Annotated in this window: 10 protein-coding genes; 5 read left to right on the forward strand and 5 right to left on the reverse strand. The window is 71.8% G+C overall.

Annotated features, from left to right (window positions below; translation table 11 throughout):
- Positions 1–118 precede the first annotated feature (118 nt).
- Positions 119–964, reverse strand: a complete 846-nt coding sequence (locus OCT49_RS10320) for an SCO4651 family lipoprotein (protein ID WP_283851584.1) — start codon at positions 962–964, stop codon at positions 119–121.
- Between the two features lie 153 nt (positions 965–1,117).
- Between OCT49_RS10320 and OCT49_RS10325 the strand changes: the two genes are divergently transcribed.
- Together OCT49_RS10325 and OCT49_RS10330 are read left to right on the forward strand one after the other, a co-directional pair.
- Entirely contained in the window at positions 1,118–1,243 is a 126-nt protein-coding gene (locus OCT49_RS10325; protein WP_283851585.1) for a hypothetical protein, read from the forward strand.
- Positions 1,240–2,079, forward strand: coding sequence for an MOSC domain-containing protein (locus tag OCT49_RS10330; protein ID WP_283851586.1), 840 nt, complete (start codon positions 1,240–1,242; stop codon positions 2,077–2,079). The genes OCT49_RS10325 and OCT49_RS10330 overlap by 4 nt, the downstream gene beginning before the upstream one ends.
- 108 nt (positions 2,080–2,187) lie before the next feature.
- On the opposite strand, the gene OCT49_RS10335 is transcribed toward OCT49_RS10330, so the two are convergent.
- Positions 2,188–4,281 (reverse strand): LamG-like jellyroll fold domain-containing protein, encoded by a 2,094-nt coding sequence (locus OCT49_RS10335; RefSeq protein ID WP_283855744.1) that lies wholly within the window; start codon positions 4,279–4,281, stop codon positions 2,188–2,190.
- A gap of 188 nt (positions 4,282–4,469) precedes the next feature.
- The gene (locus OCT49_RS10340; RefSeq protein ID WP_283851587.1) at positions 4,470–5,447 is read right to left on the reverse strand and encodes an ArsR/SmtB family transcription factor; all 978 of its coding nucleotides are present in this window, start codon (positions 5,445–5,447) and stop codon (positions 4,470–4,472) included.
- Between the two features lie 113 nt (positions 5,448–5,560).
- Here OCT49_RS10340 and OCT49_RS10345 point away from each other — a divergent pair, with 113 nt between their 5' ends.
- The gene (locus tag OCT49_RS10345; protein ID WP_283851588.1) at positions 5,561–6,769 is read left to right on the forward strand and encodes an MFS transporter; all 1,209 of its coding nucleotides are present in this window, start codon (positions 5,561–5,563) and stop codon (positions 6,767–6,769) included.
- Here OCT49_RS10345 and OCT49_RS10350 read toward each other — a convergent pair.
- Complete coding sequence (locus OCT49_RS10350; RefSeq protein ID WP_283851589.1) at positions 6,756–7,214, reverse strand: GNAT family N-acetyltransferase; 459 nt, start codon at positions 7,212–7,214, stop codon at positions 6,756–6,758. The two genes, OCT49_RS10345 and OCT49_RS10350, sit on opposite strands and share 14 nt — an antisense overlap.
- 76 nt (positions 7,215–7,290) lie before the next feature.
- Positions 7,291–7,941, reverse strand: coding sequence for a mycothiol-dependent nitroreductase Rv2466c family protein (locus OCT49_RS10355; protein ID WP_283851590.1), 651 nt, complete (start codon positions 7,939–7,941; stop codon positions 7,291–7,293).
- Between the two features lie 132 nt (positions 7,942–8,073).
- On the opposite strand from OCT49_RS10355, the gene pepN reads away from it, so the two are divergent.
- Complete coding sequence (gene pepN / locus OCT49_RS10360; RefSeq protein ID WP_283851591.1) at positions 8,074–10,695, forward strand: aminopeptidase N; 2,622 nt, start codon at positions 8,074–8,076, stop codon at positions 10,693–10,695.
- A 736-nt stretch (positions 10,696–11,431) separates the two neighbouring features.
- Positions 11,432–14,743, forward strand: coding sequence for a S8 family serine peptidase (locus tag OCT49_RS10365; protein WP_283851592.1), 3,312 nt, complete (start codon positions 11,432–11,434; stop codon positions 14,741–14,743).
- The last annotated feature ends 55 nt before the right edge of the window (positions 14,744–14,798 follow it).

Below are 14,798 nucleotides of genomic sequence, written 5' to 3' on the forward strand. Positions count from 1 at the left end.
CCCACCCCGGACATTCCCCACCCCTTCAACTGCCTGTCCACTTGCCGTGATCGCCGTAAGCATGTCAGCAGGACTTCGACCGAGGTCCTTCCGTCATGTCGCGTGCCAGGGGGGCGGGTCAGCCCGGCAGGGGGCCGCCGCCCTCCGGCATGGGCACGACCTTGCCGGGGGCCGGGGCCTTCGCCCGTACCGGCTTTCCGTGGTCCGTCAGGTCCATCGTCGCCTTGACGCCCGCCGGTCCCATCGGCCAGTCGAGGCGAGTGCGCACGATCCGCCCGTTCCGGTCGATCCAGGCGTCCGCGTACACGGTGATCCCGCCGATCTGTTTCCTCATGGTGGCAACCTTGGCCTTCATGTTCTTCGCCATCCGCAGCGTGACCGTCTCCTCGGCGAGCACACCGCGGTAGTGGGCCGTGGGCATACCGTTCAGCGTCTCCTTGCCGACCTTCGAGACCCGGCGCATCTGCGCCACCTGACGCAGGACGTGTTCGGGGTCGTTCATCGGTGCCCGCAGCACGTAGTGAGCCTTCGCCTTGTCCCGGCGGATCGATCCCCAGGAGCCCTCCATCTCGGCGAACCCGCCGAAGTAGACGGTGTCGCCGTCGAAGATCTCGTCCATGCGGGGCGACGTCTTCCCGGGAGTCGCCGGGTCGCGGAGGTCGACCGCGAGGCGCCCCCTGTCGCCCGCCCAGTCGAAGTCGCCCTTGATCGAGATGACGTAGTTGGTGGTGCCGTCCCCTATCTCGATCCGCTCGTCGATCCGGGCGCTGCTCCGCTTCGTCGCGTTCACCGCGGACCGTACCGCCGCGCCATGGTCCGCCGCCGAGTCGGCCCCGGAGACTTTCGCGCCCTTCCCCGAGCCGGACCCCGACCCGCCCCCCGATCCCGATTCCCCGGCGCATCCGGCGCACAGCAGTGCCGCGGCGACGACGAGCGGGACGAGGGGGACGAGGGGACGCTGCATGGTCTCTCCACAAGGTGATGGCCGGGCACCGGAGCGCCCTCGGCATCGAACGCGCGATCGTACCAACGCGGTTCTGAGCCCCTCCGCCGGCCGGCGCCATCAAGTCCCCAAAAGGAACTCACCCCGCACGGGGTGGATGCGATGATGGGCACCATGAACCCCGCTCCCGCCGCCTCCATGGACGGCTTCCGGGCCGGAGATCCCACCCGCCACACCCGCACCATCGCATCAGGCGGCATCGACGAGCTCGAAGCGACCGCCCGGGAGAGTGTCTTGTGACCATCACCGTTCACCGCCTCACCTATTACCCGGTCAAGGGCTGTGCCGGGACCACGGTCGACTCCGCGCGCGTCCTCGGGACCGGCCTCGAACACGACCGCACGTTCATGGTGGTGGACGCGGCGGACGGCGCGTTCCGCAGCCAGCGCACGCACCCCGCCATGGCCGCGGTCCGGGTCGAGGTGCTGGACGGCGGCGCGGTGTTGAGCCTGTCCGCCGAGGGCGTCGAGCCGTTGCGCCTGGACGTCGACCGGGACGGCCCGCGCCGCGAGGTCAGCATGTTCGGCAACCCGCTCGGCGAGGCCGTGGACCAGGGGGACGAGATCGCGGAGTGGTTCTCCGACGCGCTCGGCGCGAAGTCCCGCCTGGTACGGGTGGCGCCCGGCTTCGACCGGGACGGCTGGGGCGACACCCCCGGCAAGGTCAACTTCGCGGACGCGCACGCCGTGCTGATCGCCTCGACGGCCTCGCTGGACGGCCTCAACGCCCGCATCACCGCAGGCGGCGACGCCTCCCCCGTCCCCATGGACCGCTTCCGCCCCAACATCGTCCTGACCGGCGACGACGACCCCCACTTCGAGGACCGGGTGCGCCGGATGACCGTCGGCTCCGTCGAACTCGCCCACTCCGTACGGGCGACGCGGTGCGCCGTCCCCATGGTCGACCAGGCCACCGGCCGCCGCGCGGGCCCGGAACCGATCCGCACCCTGTCGACGTACCGGCGCGAACCGGAGTACGGCAACAAGGTCAGCTTCGGCGCGAAGAACGCGGTGGTGCGCGAGGGCGTCGTGAGCGTCGGGGACGCGGCCGAGGTGACGGAGTGGCTCAGCGCGTGAAGGCCCCGGCCGGGCACCGCTCCGGTGTCCGGCCGGGACCCGACGGCCTGCGGGAACCGGGGTTCCCGCAGGCCGTCGTGCCTCTCGGCTCAGTTCAGTACTGACGGATCAGCAAGGGCAGTAATCCACGCCCGTGCCCAGGAACGGCACGTCCCTCTCCCGCAGCGCGCCGGAGTAGGCCTGTACCTCGTCCACGTCCCCATGGAAGTACTCGCCCCAGCCGTCACCGACCTCGGCCCGGCCGATCTGGAAGGCGCCGGTACTGCGCGGACCGTGCGGGAGGCTCGCGGTCGCCTTCCTGGAACTGTCGTGGAAGAGCGTGATCGTGTCGGTCCCGTCGTCGTAGACCACGGCAAGATGAGACTTCTGACTACCCGCCGAACCCTGGACCTGGGCCACCACCTTCTCGGGGGCCCCGGCCTCGTCCTTCTCCGGCATCACCACTTGCCAGTTGTACGTGGACGGCTCGTAGCGAACCTTGAGCACGTCGGTGTGCTCACCGGCCTGCGAGAGCACGGTCATCGGGCGGTCCGGGACGGAGTCCGGCAGCCGCACCACGACACCGAGGGTGAAACTCTCCGTGGTGTCCACGAGGGGCCCGTCGGCGGCGGCGTACCCGGTCTCGCCATCCAGACTGAGATGCCCGTGGCCGACCAGTGCCGGCGGCACGTAGGGGCATTCGGGGTCCTCCTCCGGACGGCAGGGGCCGTCGGAGTCCCGGTAGATCGAGGCTCCCGCGCCGAGCCGCAGCGGGGCGCCGCCCGACTGCTCGGGGCTCGTGCCATCCGTCGCGTTCTCCAACGACCAGCGGCCGAGCGACTTCGGCTTGCGCAACGCCAGTTCGGTCACCTCGCCCGGCACCACGACCCGGTCGTGGACCCGTACGTCGCCAATGTCGCCGTGCCACCGGTCGCGGTAGCCGACGGCCCCGCGGGCGCGGCCGATCTGGAACGCGCCGGCCGCCTCGGCGGGAGTCGCCGCCACCTCGGTGCCGACCTCGTGGCCGTTGACGTACAACCGGGCGCGGCCCGTCTCCGCGTCGTACAGCCCCAGCAGATGAGCCCACTCACCCGTCTCGGGCGCGCCGCCGGACACCGTCGCGTCCCCGATCGCGAACGACCAGGCGGGGCCGGTCTCCCGGTTGCGCAGGCCGAGGGCGAAGCCGGGCCCCCCGTCCGCGTCCTGGCTGGCGACGGTCATGTTCCGACCGGTCTCGGCGGGCCGCGCCCAGCCGCTGACGGCGAAGGACTTGCGGATGTCGGTGGCCGGGGCGTCGGTGGTGAGGAAGCCGTGGCCGCTGCCGTCGAGGCCGACCGTGGTGGTGGTGCCGGTGCCGGAGGGCGCCGGGCCGCCGAAGGTCACACCGGTGCCGGCCCGGGCGGCGGTGCCCGTCTCTGCGGCTGCCGAGCGGGAGCCCGCCGGGTCGTCCAGCTTCCAGCGGGCGACGGGGGCTCGCCCGGACGTCACCAGGAATTCGTAGTACGAGTCCCCACTGCTTCGGCCGGACCGGTCGATCGCGCGCACCTTCAGCCGATCGGGCCCGCTGTCGAGCGGCAGGTACGCAATGGTGACGGCCGCGCCGGGCTGCTCGGCAAAGACCTTCTGGGGAGAGCCGCCCGGGAATTCGTACCTGTACGCCACCACGTCGTCGGAGGGCGAGTCCATGGTGAAGTGACCGTAGACGCCGACCCCGTCCGTCCAGGAGTCGTCATCGGGGTATTCGGGGGAGCTGATCGTCGGCTTCTCGGGGCTCACGTCGTCGTACACGAACGAGCAGGCCGAACCGTCGCCCTCGTCGCTCCACGCGGAGGTCGCCTCGCCGTCGTCGGCGCGGACGTGCCAGGAGACGACCGTGTTCGCCGGGATGTCGTCCGGCACCGTCCAGTACTGGGGAGTCCCCGACAGCGACATGAGGGTGGTGTGGGTACGGCGCTGCTCCACCCCCGCCCCGTCCGTCCACCACGCCTCGAACTCGCCCTTGACCCGGTTGGCCTCGGCGGGCTGGTTGTCCTCCTCCGGGTCGTACAGCGCGGCGGTGAGCCTGGGCGGCTGCGCAACGTACGTCGGGTCGTCCCCGGTCGCGCAGGGGCCGTTCTCCGTCCGGAGATCCTGGACCAACGGCTGCTTGGGCGGCAGGTTGTCCAACGCCTGCGCCGGGCCGACGGCCGTGGTCAGCAATGCCACCGTGCAGCCGGCCACCACTGTCCGTCTGCATCTGCCCGTTCTCCTTGATCTGGTCAACTGGCCCTCCCCTGTGAACGTTTCGAGGCCCGTGGAACGCACGGGCTGCCCGAAGCTAACAGAGGTCACCGACAACGCCGGAGGGGTTTTCCCCTCGCCCGCGCCCGTGCGGAAACGACGGAACGTGCCCGGCCCGGGGGAACCTCTCCTCAGCCGTCCCGCCGGGCCTCCGTCAACACGTCGCCCGCGGCCGTGCGGAAGTACAGGACCGAGCGGCCGGTGCGGCGGCGGTCCACCAGGCCCGCCTCCAGGAGGACCTTGAGGTGGCGGCCGACCGAGCCCAGGCCCTGGCCGGTCAGGGCCACGAGCTGGGTGGTGCTCTTCGGGGCGGCGAGCAGGACGAGAACGGTCGCCCGGGCGGGGCCGAGGAGGCGCGACAGGCTGTCCGGCACCCGGGCCCGGCCCACGTCGGCCAGGACGCCGGAGCACGGGTAGACGATCGCGTACCGTTCGGCGTCGTCGTCCCAGGAGACCCAGCCCGAACGCCGGGTGACCGGGACGAACAGCAGCCGCACGCCGGTCAGTTGCTTCGGCGGGTAGTCGTACGCGTTGATCCGGAGCAGGCCGTCGCCCAGCCACCGCATCCCCGGGCGCAGGCCGCTCAGGGCGGCGGCCCAGCCGCCCCGGCCCAGTTCCCCGGTCCGTGCGACGACGTCCGCCTCGATGATCCGGCGGCGGCGCGGCCAGTCGGGCAGCACGGTGCGGTGCCAGACCCACTCCAGGACGTCGGCGGCGCGCCGGGCCAGGTCGTCGCGGTCCAGGAGGGGCGGGAGGGGGCCACCGCCGAGCGAGACCACGAGGTCGGCCCGGGCGCGTTCGGGTGGGGTCGCCCGGACGGGGGCCAGCTCCTCCTCGAAGGACGGGTCGCCCTCGCCCGTCGGCGTGGGCGTGACGAAGTCCGCGTTCCAGCTGCCGCCGAGCGCCGCCGCCACCAGCAGCGCGGTGACCGGGTCGGCGGCCCGCCGGGCGCGGTGGGCGGGCAGGTGGGCGTCGAGCCAGGCGCGTTCGCCGGGGTGGTCGGGGCGGCCCCGCTCCAGGGCCTTCAGGGCGGCGACGGTCTCGGCGAGCGGCGACACGACGAACCGGCTCCCGGCCAGCGTGTCCGTACTGATCCGCCACAGGCCCATGCCGTCACGCCCCCACGTCCCGCCCCGCGTCCCGCCGCCATGTTTCGCCGCCGCGTTTCGCCGTCGTGCGAAACAGTAACGGTCGCCGCGCGCCCCCTCCGAGACTCCCCCGCATGCGCACCTACCGGGAACTCTTCCGCACGCCGCAGTTCACGCCGCTCTTCGCGACGGGCGCCGCGCACGTCGCCGGATCCACGACGAGCGGGCTGGCCCTCGGCTCCCTCGTCTACGCCACGACCGAATCGCCGCTGCTCGCCGCCCTGTCCATGTTCGGCCCCTCGCTCGCCCAGGTCATCGGGGCGACCGTGCTGATGTCGGCGGCGGACCGGCTGCCGCCGCGGGCCGCGACGACCGGCATGGCGCTCGCCTTCGGGGCGGTCACCGCCCTCCTCGCCGTCCCCGGGCTGCCGCTGCCGGCCGTCTTCGCGATCATCCTGGTGAAGGGCATGATCGCCGCGGTGGGCGGTGGCGTGCGGTACGGGCTGCTCAACGAGGTGCTGCCCAAGGACGGCTATCTGCTGGGGCGTTCGGTGCTGAACATGTGCGCCGGCCTGATGCAGATCGGCGGGTACGCGCTCGGCGGGCTCCTGGTGGCGACGCTGTCCGCGCGCGGCACGCTGCTGGTCGCCGCCGCCCTGTATCTGGCCGGGGCGGCCGTCGCCCGGTTCGGACTGGCCCGTCGGCCGCCGCGCGCCGCCGGCCGGCCCTCGGCGGCCGAGACCTGGCGGATCAACGCCGTGCTGTGGTCCTCGGGCCCGCGCCGCCGGACCTACCTCGCGCTCTGGGTGCCGAACGGGCTGGTCGTCGGCTGCGAGTCGCTGTTCGTCCCGTACGCCCCCGGGCACGCGGGGCTCCTCTTCGCCTTCGCCGCGCTGGGGATGCTCGTCGGGGACGTGGTGACGGGCCGGTTCGTCCCGCAGGCCCGGCGGGGGCGGCTGGCCACGCCGCTGCAACTGCTCCTGGCCGCCCCGTACCTGCTCTTCGCCGCACGCCCGGCGCTGCCCCTGGCGTTCGTCCTGGTGCTGCTCGCCTCGGTCGGTTTCTCGGCGAGCCTGCTGTTCCAGGAACGGCTGATGGCCCTGACACCGGACGGGATCACCGGGCAGGCGCTGGGGCTGCACTCCTCCGGCATGCTCACCATGCAGGGCGTGTCCGCCGCGCTCGCGGGCTCCCTCGCCCAGTGGACGTCGCCGGGGACGGCGATGACCGCGATGGCGGCCGCCTCCCTCGCGGTCACCCTGGCCCTGACGGCGGCGGGCCGCCGGGCCGCCGGGCCCACGAGGAAGGAGGCCGTCGACCGGCCGGGGGTCAGCCCGTCGTGAGGTCGTACTCCAGCAGCGGCAGCACCCGTCCGGGGATCGAGCCGGACGGGGTCGCCCCGACCCGTACCGCACCCATCGCGAGGTAGAACGGCTCCGCGTTCGGGTCCGCGTCGATGGTGAAGCGCGCGAAGCCCAGGCTGCGGGCCCGGGCCGCGGTGTCCTCGAAGAGGAGCCGGCCGATGCCCCGGCCCAGCGCGTCCGGGGCGACGAACATCATCCCGAGGACGCCCTCGGGCGGGGCGCCCTCCAGGGTGGTGAAGCCGAGGATCCGCCCGTCCTCCTCCGCGACCGTCGTCCGCAGCCGCCCGATGTCGGCGGGGCGCATGGTGAGTTCCTCGCGGCAGGCGGCGAGGAACGCCTCGTCGTAACCCCAGTGCCCCTTCGACGCCAGGGCCAGTTCGGTCAGCTCCCCGGCCTCGTCATCGCGTGCCGGTCGTACGTCCATGTCCGTCCGTTCCCCTCGTTCGGCTCGGCTTGTCGGGCGCACTGCTCCGCACGCCCCGCCCGGCCCACCGTACGGATCAGTCGAAGATCGGGCCCTGCGTCCGGGTCCGCTTGATCTCGTAGAAGCCGGGGATGGACGCCACCATCAGCGTGCCGTCCCACAGCTTCGCCGCCTCCTCGCCCTTCGGGGCGGGGGTGACGACCGGGCCGAAGAAGGCGATCTGCTCGCCGTCCGCGCCCGGCACGGCGATGACCGGCGTGCCGACGTCCTGGCCGACCTTGTCGATGCCCTCCTTGTGGGAGGCGCGCAGCTCGGCGTCGTACTCCTCCGAGTCCGCGAAGTCCGCCAGCTCGGCGGGCAGGCCGACGTCCTGGAGCGCGCCCAGGACCGCCTCGCGGGTGGGGCCCTCGCCCCGGTTGTGGAAGCGGGTGCCGAGCGCGGTGTAGAGGGGGCCGACGACCTCGTCGCCGTGCTTCTGCTGGGCGGCGATGACGACCCGGACCGGGCCCCACGCCTTGGACAGCAGCTCGCGGTACTCCTCCGGCAGCTCGTCGAGCCGGTCCTCGTTGAGCACGGCGAGGCTCATCACGTGCCAGCGGACCTCGATGTCACGGACCTTCTCCACCTCCAGCATCCAGCGGGAGGTCATCCAGGCCCACGGGCAGAGCGGGTCGAACCAGAAGTCGGCGGGGGTCTTTCCGGTCGTCGCCGTGCTGTTGTCAGACATGTCTCTCCTCGTAAGAACGTGCGCACCTGTGCGCGAGAACACCTTCGGGCGCACTGGTCATTCCCGCCCGCCGGGCCGAGTGGCGGCATGGGAGGATCAAAGTATTCGAACGTGACACAAAGGAGTGCGCCCGTGCCCGGTGAGAACCTGTCCCGCGACGAGGCCCGCGAGCGGGCCGAGCTGCTGAGCGTCGACGGCTACGAGGTCGATCTCGATCTGCGCTCCGCCCTCGGGGGACCCGACGGGGACGAGGCGGCCGACGCCTCCGGTCCGCGCACCTTCCGCTCGGTGACGACCATCCGGTTCCGCAACGCGCGGGCCGGTGCGTCGACCTTCGCGGACCTGGTGGCGCCGGGTGTGAACGCGGTGACGCTGAACGGCGGCCCGCTCGACCCCGCCGTGGTCTTCGACGGCACGCGGGTGGCGCTGGAGAACCTGCCAGAGGGCGAGAACGTCCTGGTGGTCGACGCGCAGTGCGCGTACAGCCGGACCGGCGAGGGCATGCACCGGTTCGTCGACCCGGAGGACGGCGAGGTCTACCTCTACACGCAGTACGAGCCGGCCGACGCGCGGCGCGTCTTCGCGAACTTCGAGCAGCCCGACCTGAAGGCCCCCTTCCGTTTCACCGTGAGGGCCCCCGAGGGCTGGACGGTCCGGAGCAACGGGGCCGAGGAGTCGCGGGAGGGCGGGGTCTGGCGGTTCGCCGAGACGAAGCCGATCTCCACGTACATCACGGCGGTCGTCGCCGGCCCGTACCACTGCGTGACGGACTCCTACCGCCGCACGTTCGACGACGGCACGACGCTGGAGATCCCGCTCGGCGCGATGTGCCGCAAGGGGCTCGCCCGGCACTTCGACGCGGACGACGTCTTCCTGATCACCAAGCAGGGCCTGGACTTCTTCCACGACAACTTCGACTACCCGTACCCGTTCGGGAAGTACGACCAGGCGTTCGTGCCCGAGTACAACCTCGGCGCGATGGAGAACCCCGGCTGCGTCACGTTCCGCGAGGAGTACATCTTCCGCGGCAAGGTGACGCAGGCGGCGTACGAGAGCCGGGCCAACGTCATCCTGCACGAGATGGCGCACATGTGGTTCGGCGACCTCGTCACCATGCAGTGGTGGGACGACCTGTGGCTGAAGGAGTCGTTCGCCGACTTCATGGGCGCGTTCTCCATGGTGGAGTCGACCCGCTTCAAGAACGGGTGGATCACCTTCGCCAACAACCGCAAGTCCTGGGCGTACCGCGCCGACCAGCTGCCGTCCACCCACCCGATCACGGCCGACATCCGTGACCTGGAGGACGCCAAGCTCAACTTCGACGGCATCACGTACGCCAAGGGCGCCTCGGTGCTGAAGCAGCTGGTGGCGTACGTGGGCCGGGACGCGTTCCTGGAGGGCGCCCGGCGCTACTTCAAGAAGCACGCCTACGGCAACACCCGGCTGGGCGACCTGCTGTCCGTGCTGGCCGAGACGTCCGGGCGCGACATGACCGCCTGGTCGCGGTCGTGGCTGCAGACCGCGGGCGTCAACTCGCTGACGCCGGTGGCGACGTACGACGCGGCGGGCCGGATCACGGAGCTGGCGGTCCTCCAGGAGGCGGCCGAGTCCCACCCGGAGCTGCGGCCGCACCGGGTCGCGGTCGGCCTGTACCGGCACACCCCCGGCGGCGACCTGGTGCGCTACGCCCGCGCCGAGGTGGACGTGGCCGGTGCGCGCACGGTGGTCGAGGAGCTCGTGGGGGCGGAGCGGCCCGAGCTGATCCTGGTCAACGACGACGACCTCACGTACTGCAAGGTCCGCTTCGACGAGGTGTCCCTGGCCGCGCTGCGGAAGCACCTGGGCGACATCACGGACCCGCTCGCGCGGGCGCTGTGCTGGTCGGCGCTGTGGAACATGACCCGGGACGGGCTGATGCCGGCCCGCGACTTCGCCGCGCTGGTGCTGGCCGATGCCGGCCGGGAGTCCGACATCGGCGTGCTCCAGATGCTGCACACCTGGACCCGGACCGTGCTCACGCAGTACGCGGCGCCCGGGTGGCGCGAGGAGGGCGGCCGGGCGCTGGCCGCGGGCGCGCTGCGGGAGCTGCGGGTCGCCGAGCCGGGCAGCGAGCACCAGTTGGCGTGGGCGCGGTTCTTCGCGTCGGTGGCCGGCTCGGAGACGGACTTCCAGCTGCTGTCGGGGCTGCTCGACGGGTCGGCCCGGATCGACGGGCTCGACGTGGACCAGGAGCTGCGGTGGGCGTTCCTGTCCCCGCTGGCCGCGCACGGGGTGGCGGACGAGTCGGTGATCGACGCCGAACTGGCCCGTGACGACACGGCGTCCGGCAAGCGGCACCATGTGCGGTGCCTGGCGTCGCGGCCCTCCGCCGCGGTCAAGGCACAGGCGTGGGCGGACGTCGTGGAGTCGGACACGCTGTCCAACGCGCTGGTGGAGGCGACGATCTCGGGCTTCGCCCAGCCCTCGCAGCGGGAGCTGCTGGCGCCGTACACGGACAAGTACTTCGAGGCGATCGAGCGGGTCTGGGCCGAGCGGTCGATCCAGATCGGGGTGATCGTGGTCAAGGGCCTGTTCCCGGCGCTCCAGGACGACCCGGCCACGCTGGCGGCGACGGACGCCTGGCTGGCCGCGCACGAGGACGCGGCGCCGGCCCTGCGCAGGCTGGTGCTGGAGTCCCGGGACGACCTGGCGCGGGCGCTGCGGGCGCAGGAGTGCGACGCGGGCGCGGAGGCCGCGGCCGGTACCGGCGTCTGACGGACGGGTGACGGGGGCCGGGCCGGGACATCCGGTCCGGCCCCCGTCCTCGTTCCCGCGCCCTCCGGACGGGACGGAAGGTTTCCCGGGCCGTCCGGAGGGGTGGGCGGGAGACGGGGGCGGTGCGGGTCCGGCCGACGGGTGCCGGGAAGCGGTGGGCGCGAGACGGGGGCGGTGCGGGGCCGGCCGACGGGTGCCGGGAAGCGGTGGGCGCGGGGGCGAGTTGGGGCCGGGCCGCCGGGCCGTCCTCCCGCAGCGCGGGCCGTGGAGGCGTTCCTCGCCGACGGCCACGCCATGGCCGAAAGTCGACTTTACGACTTGGCGACGGACCGCGATCCGCCGCAGCCCCGCGGAGCGCGTCTCTCCGCCTGCCCGGTGGTCCGCGCCTCGGGACCGTGGCCGCACCCACCGGCCCGGGCAGGCGGTCGCCGTGGAGCTCGCCCCCCGGGGCCCCGGGCCACGGCGGGCCGGGCACCGGAAGCCGACGGCGCAGGGGGAAGTCCTGCCGCACCGGGGGCCCACCGGGTGGCCGGGAGCGGAACCGTACCTGGCGGAAACACGACTCTCGGGCACCACTTATTCACCGCTTCGTCCCTGATGGCACATCAGCACCAGTGGCGGGATTCTGCCATGTACACATCTCGTCCCCCTCAACTCTCCACAAACCCCTGTCATTTACGAAAGGGTGAGCGGTCATCCGGTACCGAATTCCGGACTCTCTCTTTCCTATGCAGGGATGCTGATGACCACCGAGTCCCCCAGTTACATACCCGGGGCGAGACGTGCGGCCCGAGTGGCGGCCGCAGCCGGCCTGGTGGCCGCGCTGGCCGCCACCGGCGTCACCCCCGTCTTCGCCGCCGATGCACCTGACCCCGCGCCCGTCAAGGCCGCCGCCGAGAGCACCACCGCCGAGAAGCTCGGCACGGCGGACGCCGACGTTCTGGCCAAGGCCAAGGCCAAGGGTCAGAAGAACGTCACGATGATGATCGCCACCGCTCCCGGTGCGACCGAGCAGGTCACCAAGCAGCTCGACTCCGTCAAGGGGTCCGTGCTGGGACGTGCGTACGACAAGCTCGGCTACGTGCGGGCCACGGTGCCCACCGCGTCCGCCGACGCGACCATCCGGGCGGCGGCCAAGCTGTCGTCCGTCCACGGCATCGATCTCAAGCAGGAGATCGAGCTGGACGACCCGACGCCCGCCGCCGACCGTGCGGCCGGCGTCAAGTCCCGGGTCAAGGCGTCCGGTTCCTACCCGGCGCCCGGCAAGAAGACCCCGGCGAAGAACCCGTACAACCCGTCCTTCGAGACCGGCGCGGTCGACTTCGTCGAGCAGCACCCGAAGGCCGACGGCCGCGGGATCACCATCGGTGTCATCGACTCGGGCGTCGACGTCGGCCACCCGGCGCTGCAGAAGACCACCACCGGCGAGCGCAAGATCGTCGACTGGGTGACCGCCACCGACCCGGTGAGCGACGGCGACGGCACCTGGCTGCGGATGACGGACGCGGTGTCCGGCCCGACGTTCACCTACAAGGGCCTCACGTACAAGGCCCCCAAGGGGGACTACCGGATCAAGCTGTTCGCCGAGGCCGCCACCAAGGGCGGCGACATGGCGGGCGACCTGAACCGCGACGGCGACACCACCGACGTCTGGGCCGTGCTCTACGACCCGGTCACCGGCACCACCCGCGTCGACCTGAACAGCAACGCCGACTTCTCCGACGACACCGCCCTGAAGCCGTACAAGGAGAAGCACCAGATCTCCTACTTCGGCAAGGACGACCCGCGGACCGAGGTCGCCGAGCGCATCCCGTTCGTCATCGAGACGCGCCAGGACGTCGTGTACAACGCCGCCGGCGACACCTCCGACTTCGTCAACATCGGTGTCATCGAGGGCGAGCACGGCACCCACGTCGCGGGCATCACCGCCGCGAACGGCCTGTTCGGCGGCGAGATGAACGGTGCCGCGCCCGGCGCGAAGATCGTCTCCTCGCGGGCCTGCACCTGGTCCGGCGGCTGCACCAACATCGCGCTCACCGAGGGCATGATCGACCTCGTCGTGAACCGCGGCGTCGACATCGTCAACATGTCGATCGGCGGCCTGCCGCCGCTCAACGACGGCAACAACGCCCGCGCGGAGCTGTACAAGCGGCTCATCGACATCTACGGCGTCCAGCTGGTCATCTCGGCCGGCAACGACGGTCCGGGCGTCAACACCATCGGTGACCCCGGTCTCGCCGACCACGTCATCTCCGTCGGTGCGTCGATCTCCAAGGAGACGTGGGCCGCCAACTACGGCTCGAACGTCACCAAGAAGTACGACATGCTGCCCTTCTCCTCGCGCGGTCCGCGTGAGGACGGCGGCTTCGCGCCGATCCTGACGGCCCCCGGCGCGTCCATCAACACCACCCAGACCTGGCTGCCCGGCGGCCCGGTCAAGGAGGCGGGCTACTCGCTCCCCGCGGGCTACTCCATGCTGCAGGGCACCTCGATGTCCTCGCCGCAGGCCGCGGGCGCGGCCGCGCTGCTGCTGTCCGCCGCGAAGCAGCAGGGCATCGAGCTGCCGCCGGCCGACCTGCGGACCGCGCTGACCAGCACCGCCACCCACATCAAGGGTGTGCCCGCGCACGCCCAGGGCTCCGGTCTGATCAACATCGTCGGCGCCTGGAAGCAGATCGTGAAGCAGGGCTCCCCGGCGCACGAGTACGCGGTGAAGGCCCCGGTCGACACCGCGATCGACTTCGCGCTGAAGACCCCCGGCTTCGGCACCGGCCTGTACGACCGCGAGGGCGGCCTGAAGACCGGCCAGAAGAAGACGTACGACGTCACGATCACCCGCACCACGGGCCCGGACAAGAACGTCAAGCACAAGCTGGCCTGGAAGAACAACGACGGCACCTTCAAGCTGCTCGGCTCGAAGACCGTCTCCCTGCCGCTCGACGAGCCCGTGACCGTCAAGGTCCAGGCGAAGCCGGGCAGCGCGGGCGTGCACAGCGCGATCCTGAAGGTGGACGACGCCAGGACCGTCGGTGTGGACCAGCAGATCCTCACCACGGTGGTCGTCTCCAAGGAGCTCGTGAAGCCCGCCTACACGTTCAAGGCGTCCGACTCGGTGCAGCGCAACAGCAGCGACTCGTACTTCGTGACCGTGCCCGAGGGGGCCAAGACCCTCGAGGTCTCGCTGGGCGCGCTGCGCTCGGGCAGCCAGACCCGCTTCATCTCCATCCACCCGTACGGAGTGGCGGTGGAGGACAGCTCCACGATCTTCTGCTACCCGAACTACGAGAACCCGGCCAACACCTGCCGTCCGGACGTGCGCTCGTACAAGGACCCGCAGCCGGGCGTCTGGGAGATCGAGGTCGAGGCACGGCGCACGTCGCCGCTGCTGGACAACCCGTACAAGCTGGATGTCTCGCTGCTCGGTGCGACCTTCGACCCCGCGGTGCGGACCATCGCCGAGGCGAAGGTCGGCACGCCGGCCGCGGTGAACTGGAAGGTCACCAACGAGTCGGGCGACCTGGAGGGCCGTCTGAAGGGCGGTTCGCTGGGCTCGGCCAAGGTCGACAAGCCGTCGATCAGGACGGGTGACTCCCAGGAGTACACGGTCACCATCGGTGAGGGCGTCGAGAAGCTGGACGTCGCCATCGGCGGCACCTCCGACGCCAACGCCGACCTGGACCTGTACGTCTACCAGGGCGACGAGGAGGTCGGCGCCTCCACCACGGCCGGCTCCGAGGAGGCGGTCAGCCTGGTGAAGCCCGCCGCGGGCACGTACACCGTCGTGATCGACGGCTACAGTGTCCCGGCCGGCACCACCACGTACGACTACCGCGACGTGTACTACTCGGCGTCGCTCGGCACGATCGAGGTCGACGAGTCGAAGGCCGTGAACCTGGCCAACGGCGCCTCGGCGCAGATCGACGCCGAGGTCCTGGTCGGCGGGGCCGCCCCCGAGGGCCGGCAGTTCTTCGGCGAGGTCAGCCTGGTGAACGGCCGCGGCACCGCCGCGGGCACCGGCAGCGTCGTGATCGAGAAGGTCACGCAGTAACGGTCACCGTGTGATCCGTGCGACACGCACGGCAGTGGGGCGGGCGCTCATCCGG

The organism is Streptomyces sp. ML-6, assembly GCF_030116705.1.
Lineage (GTDB): Bacteria > Actinomycetota > Actinomycetes > Streptomycetales > Streptomycetaceae > Streptomyces.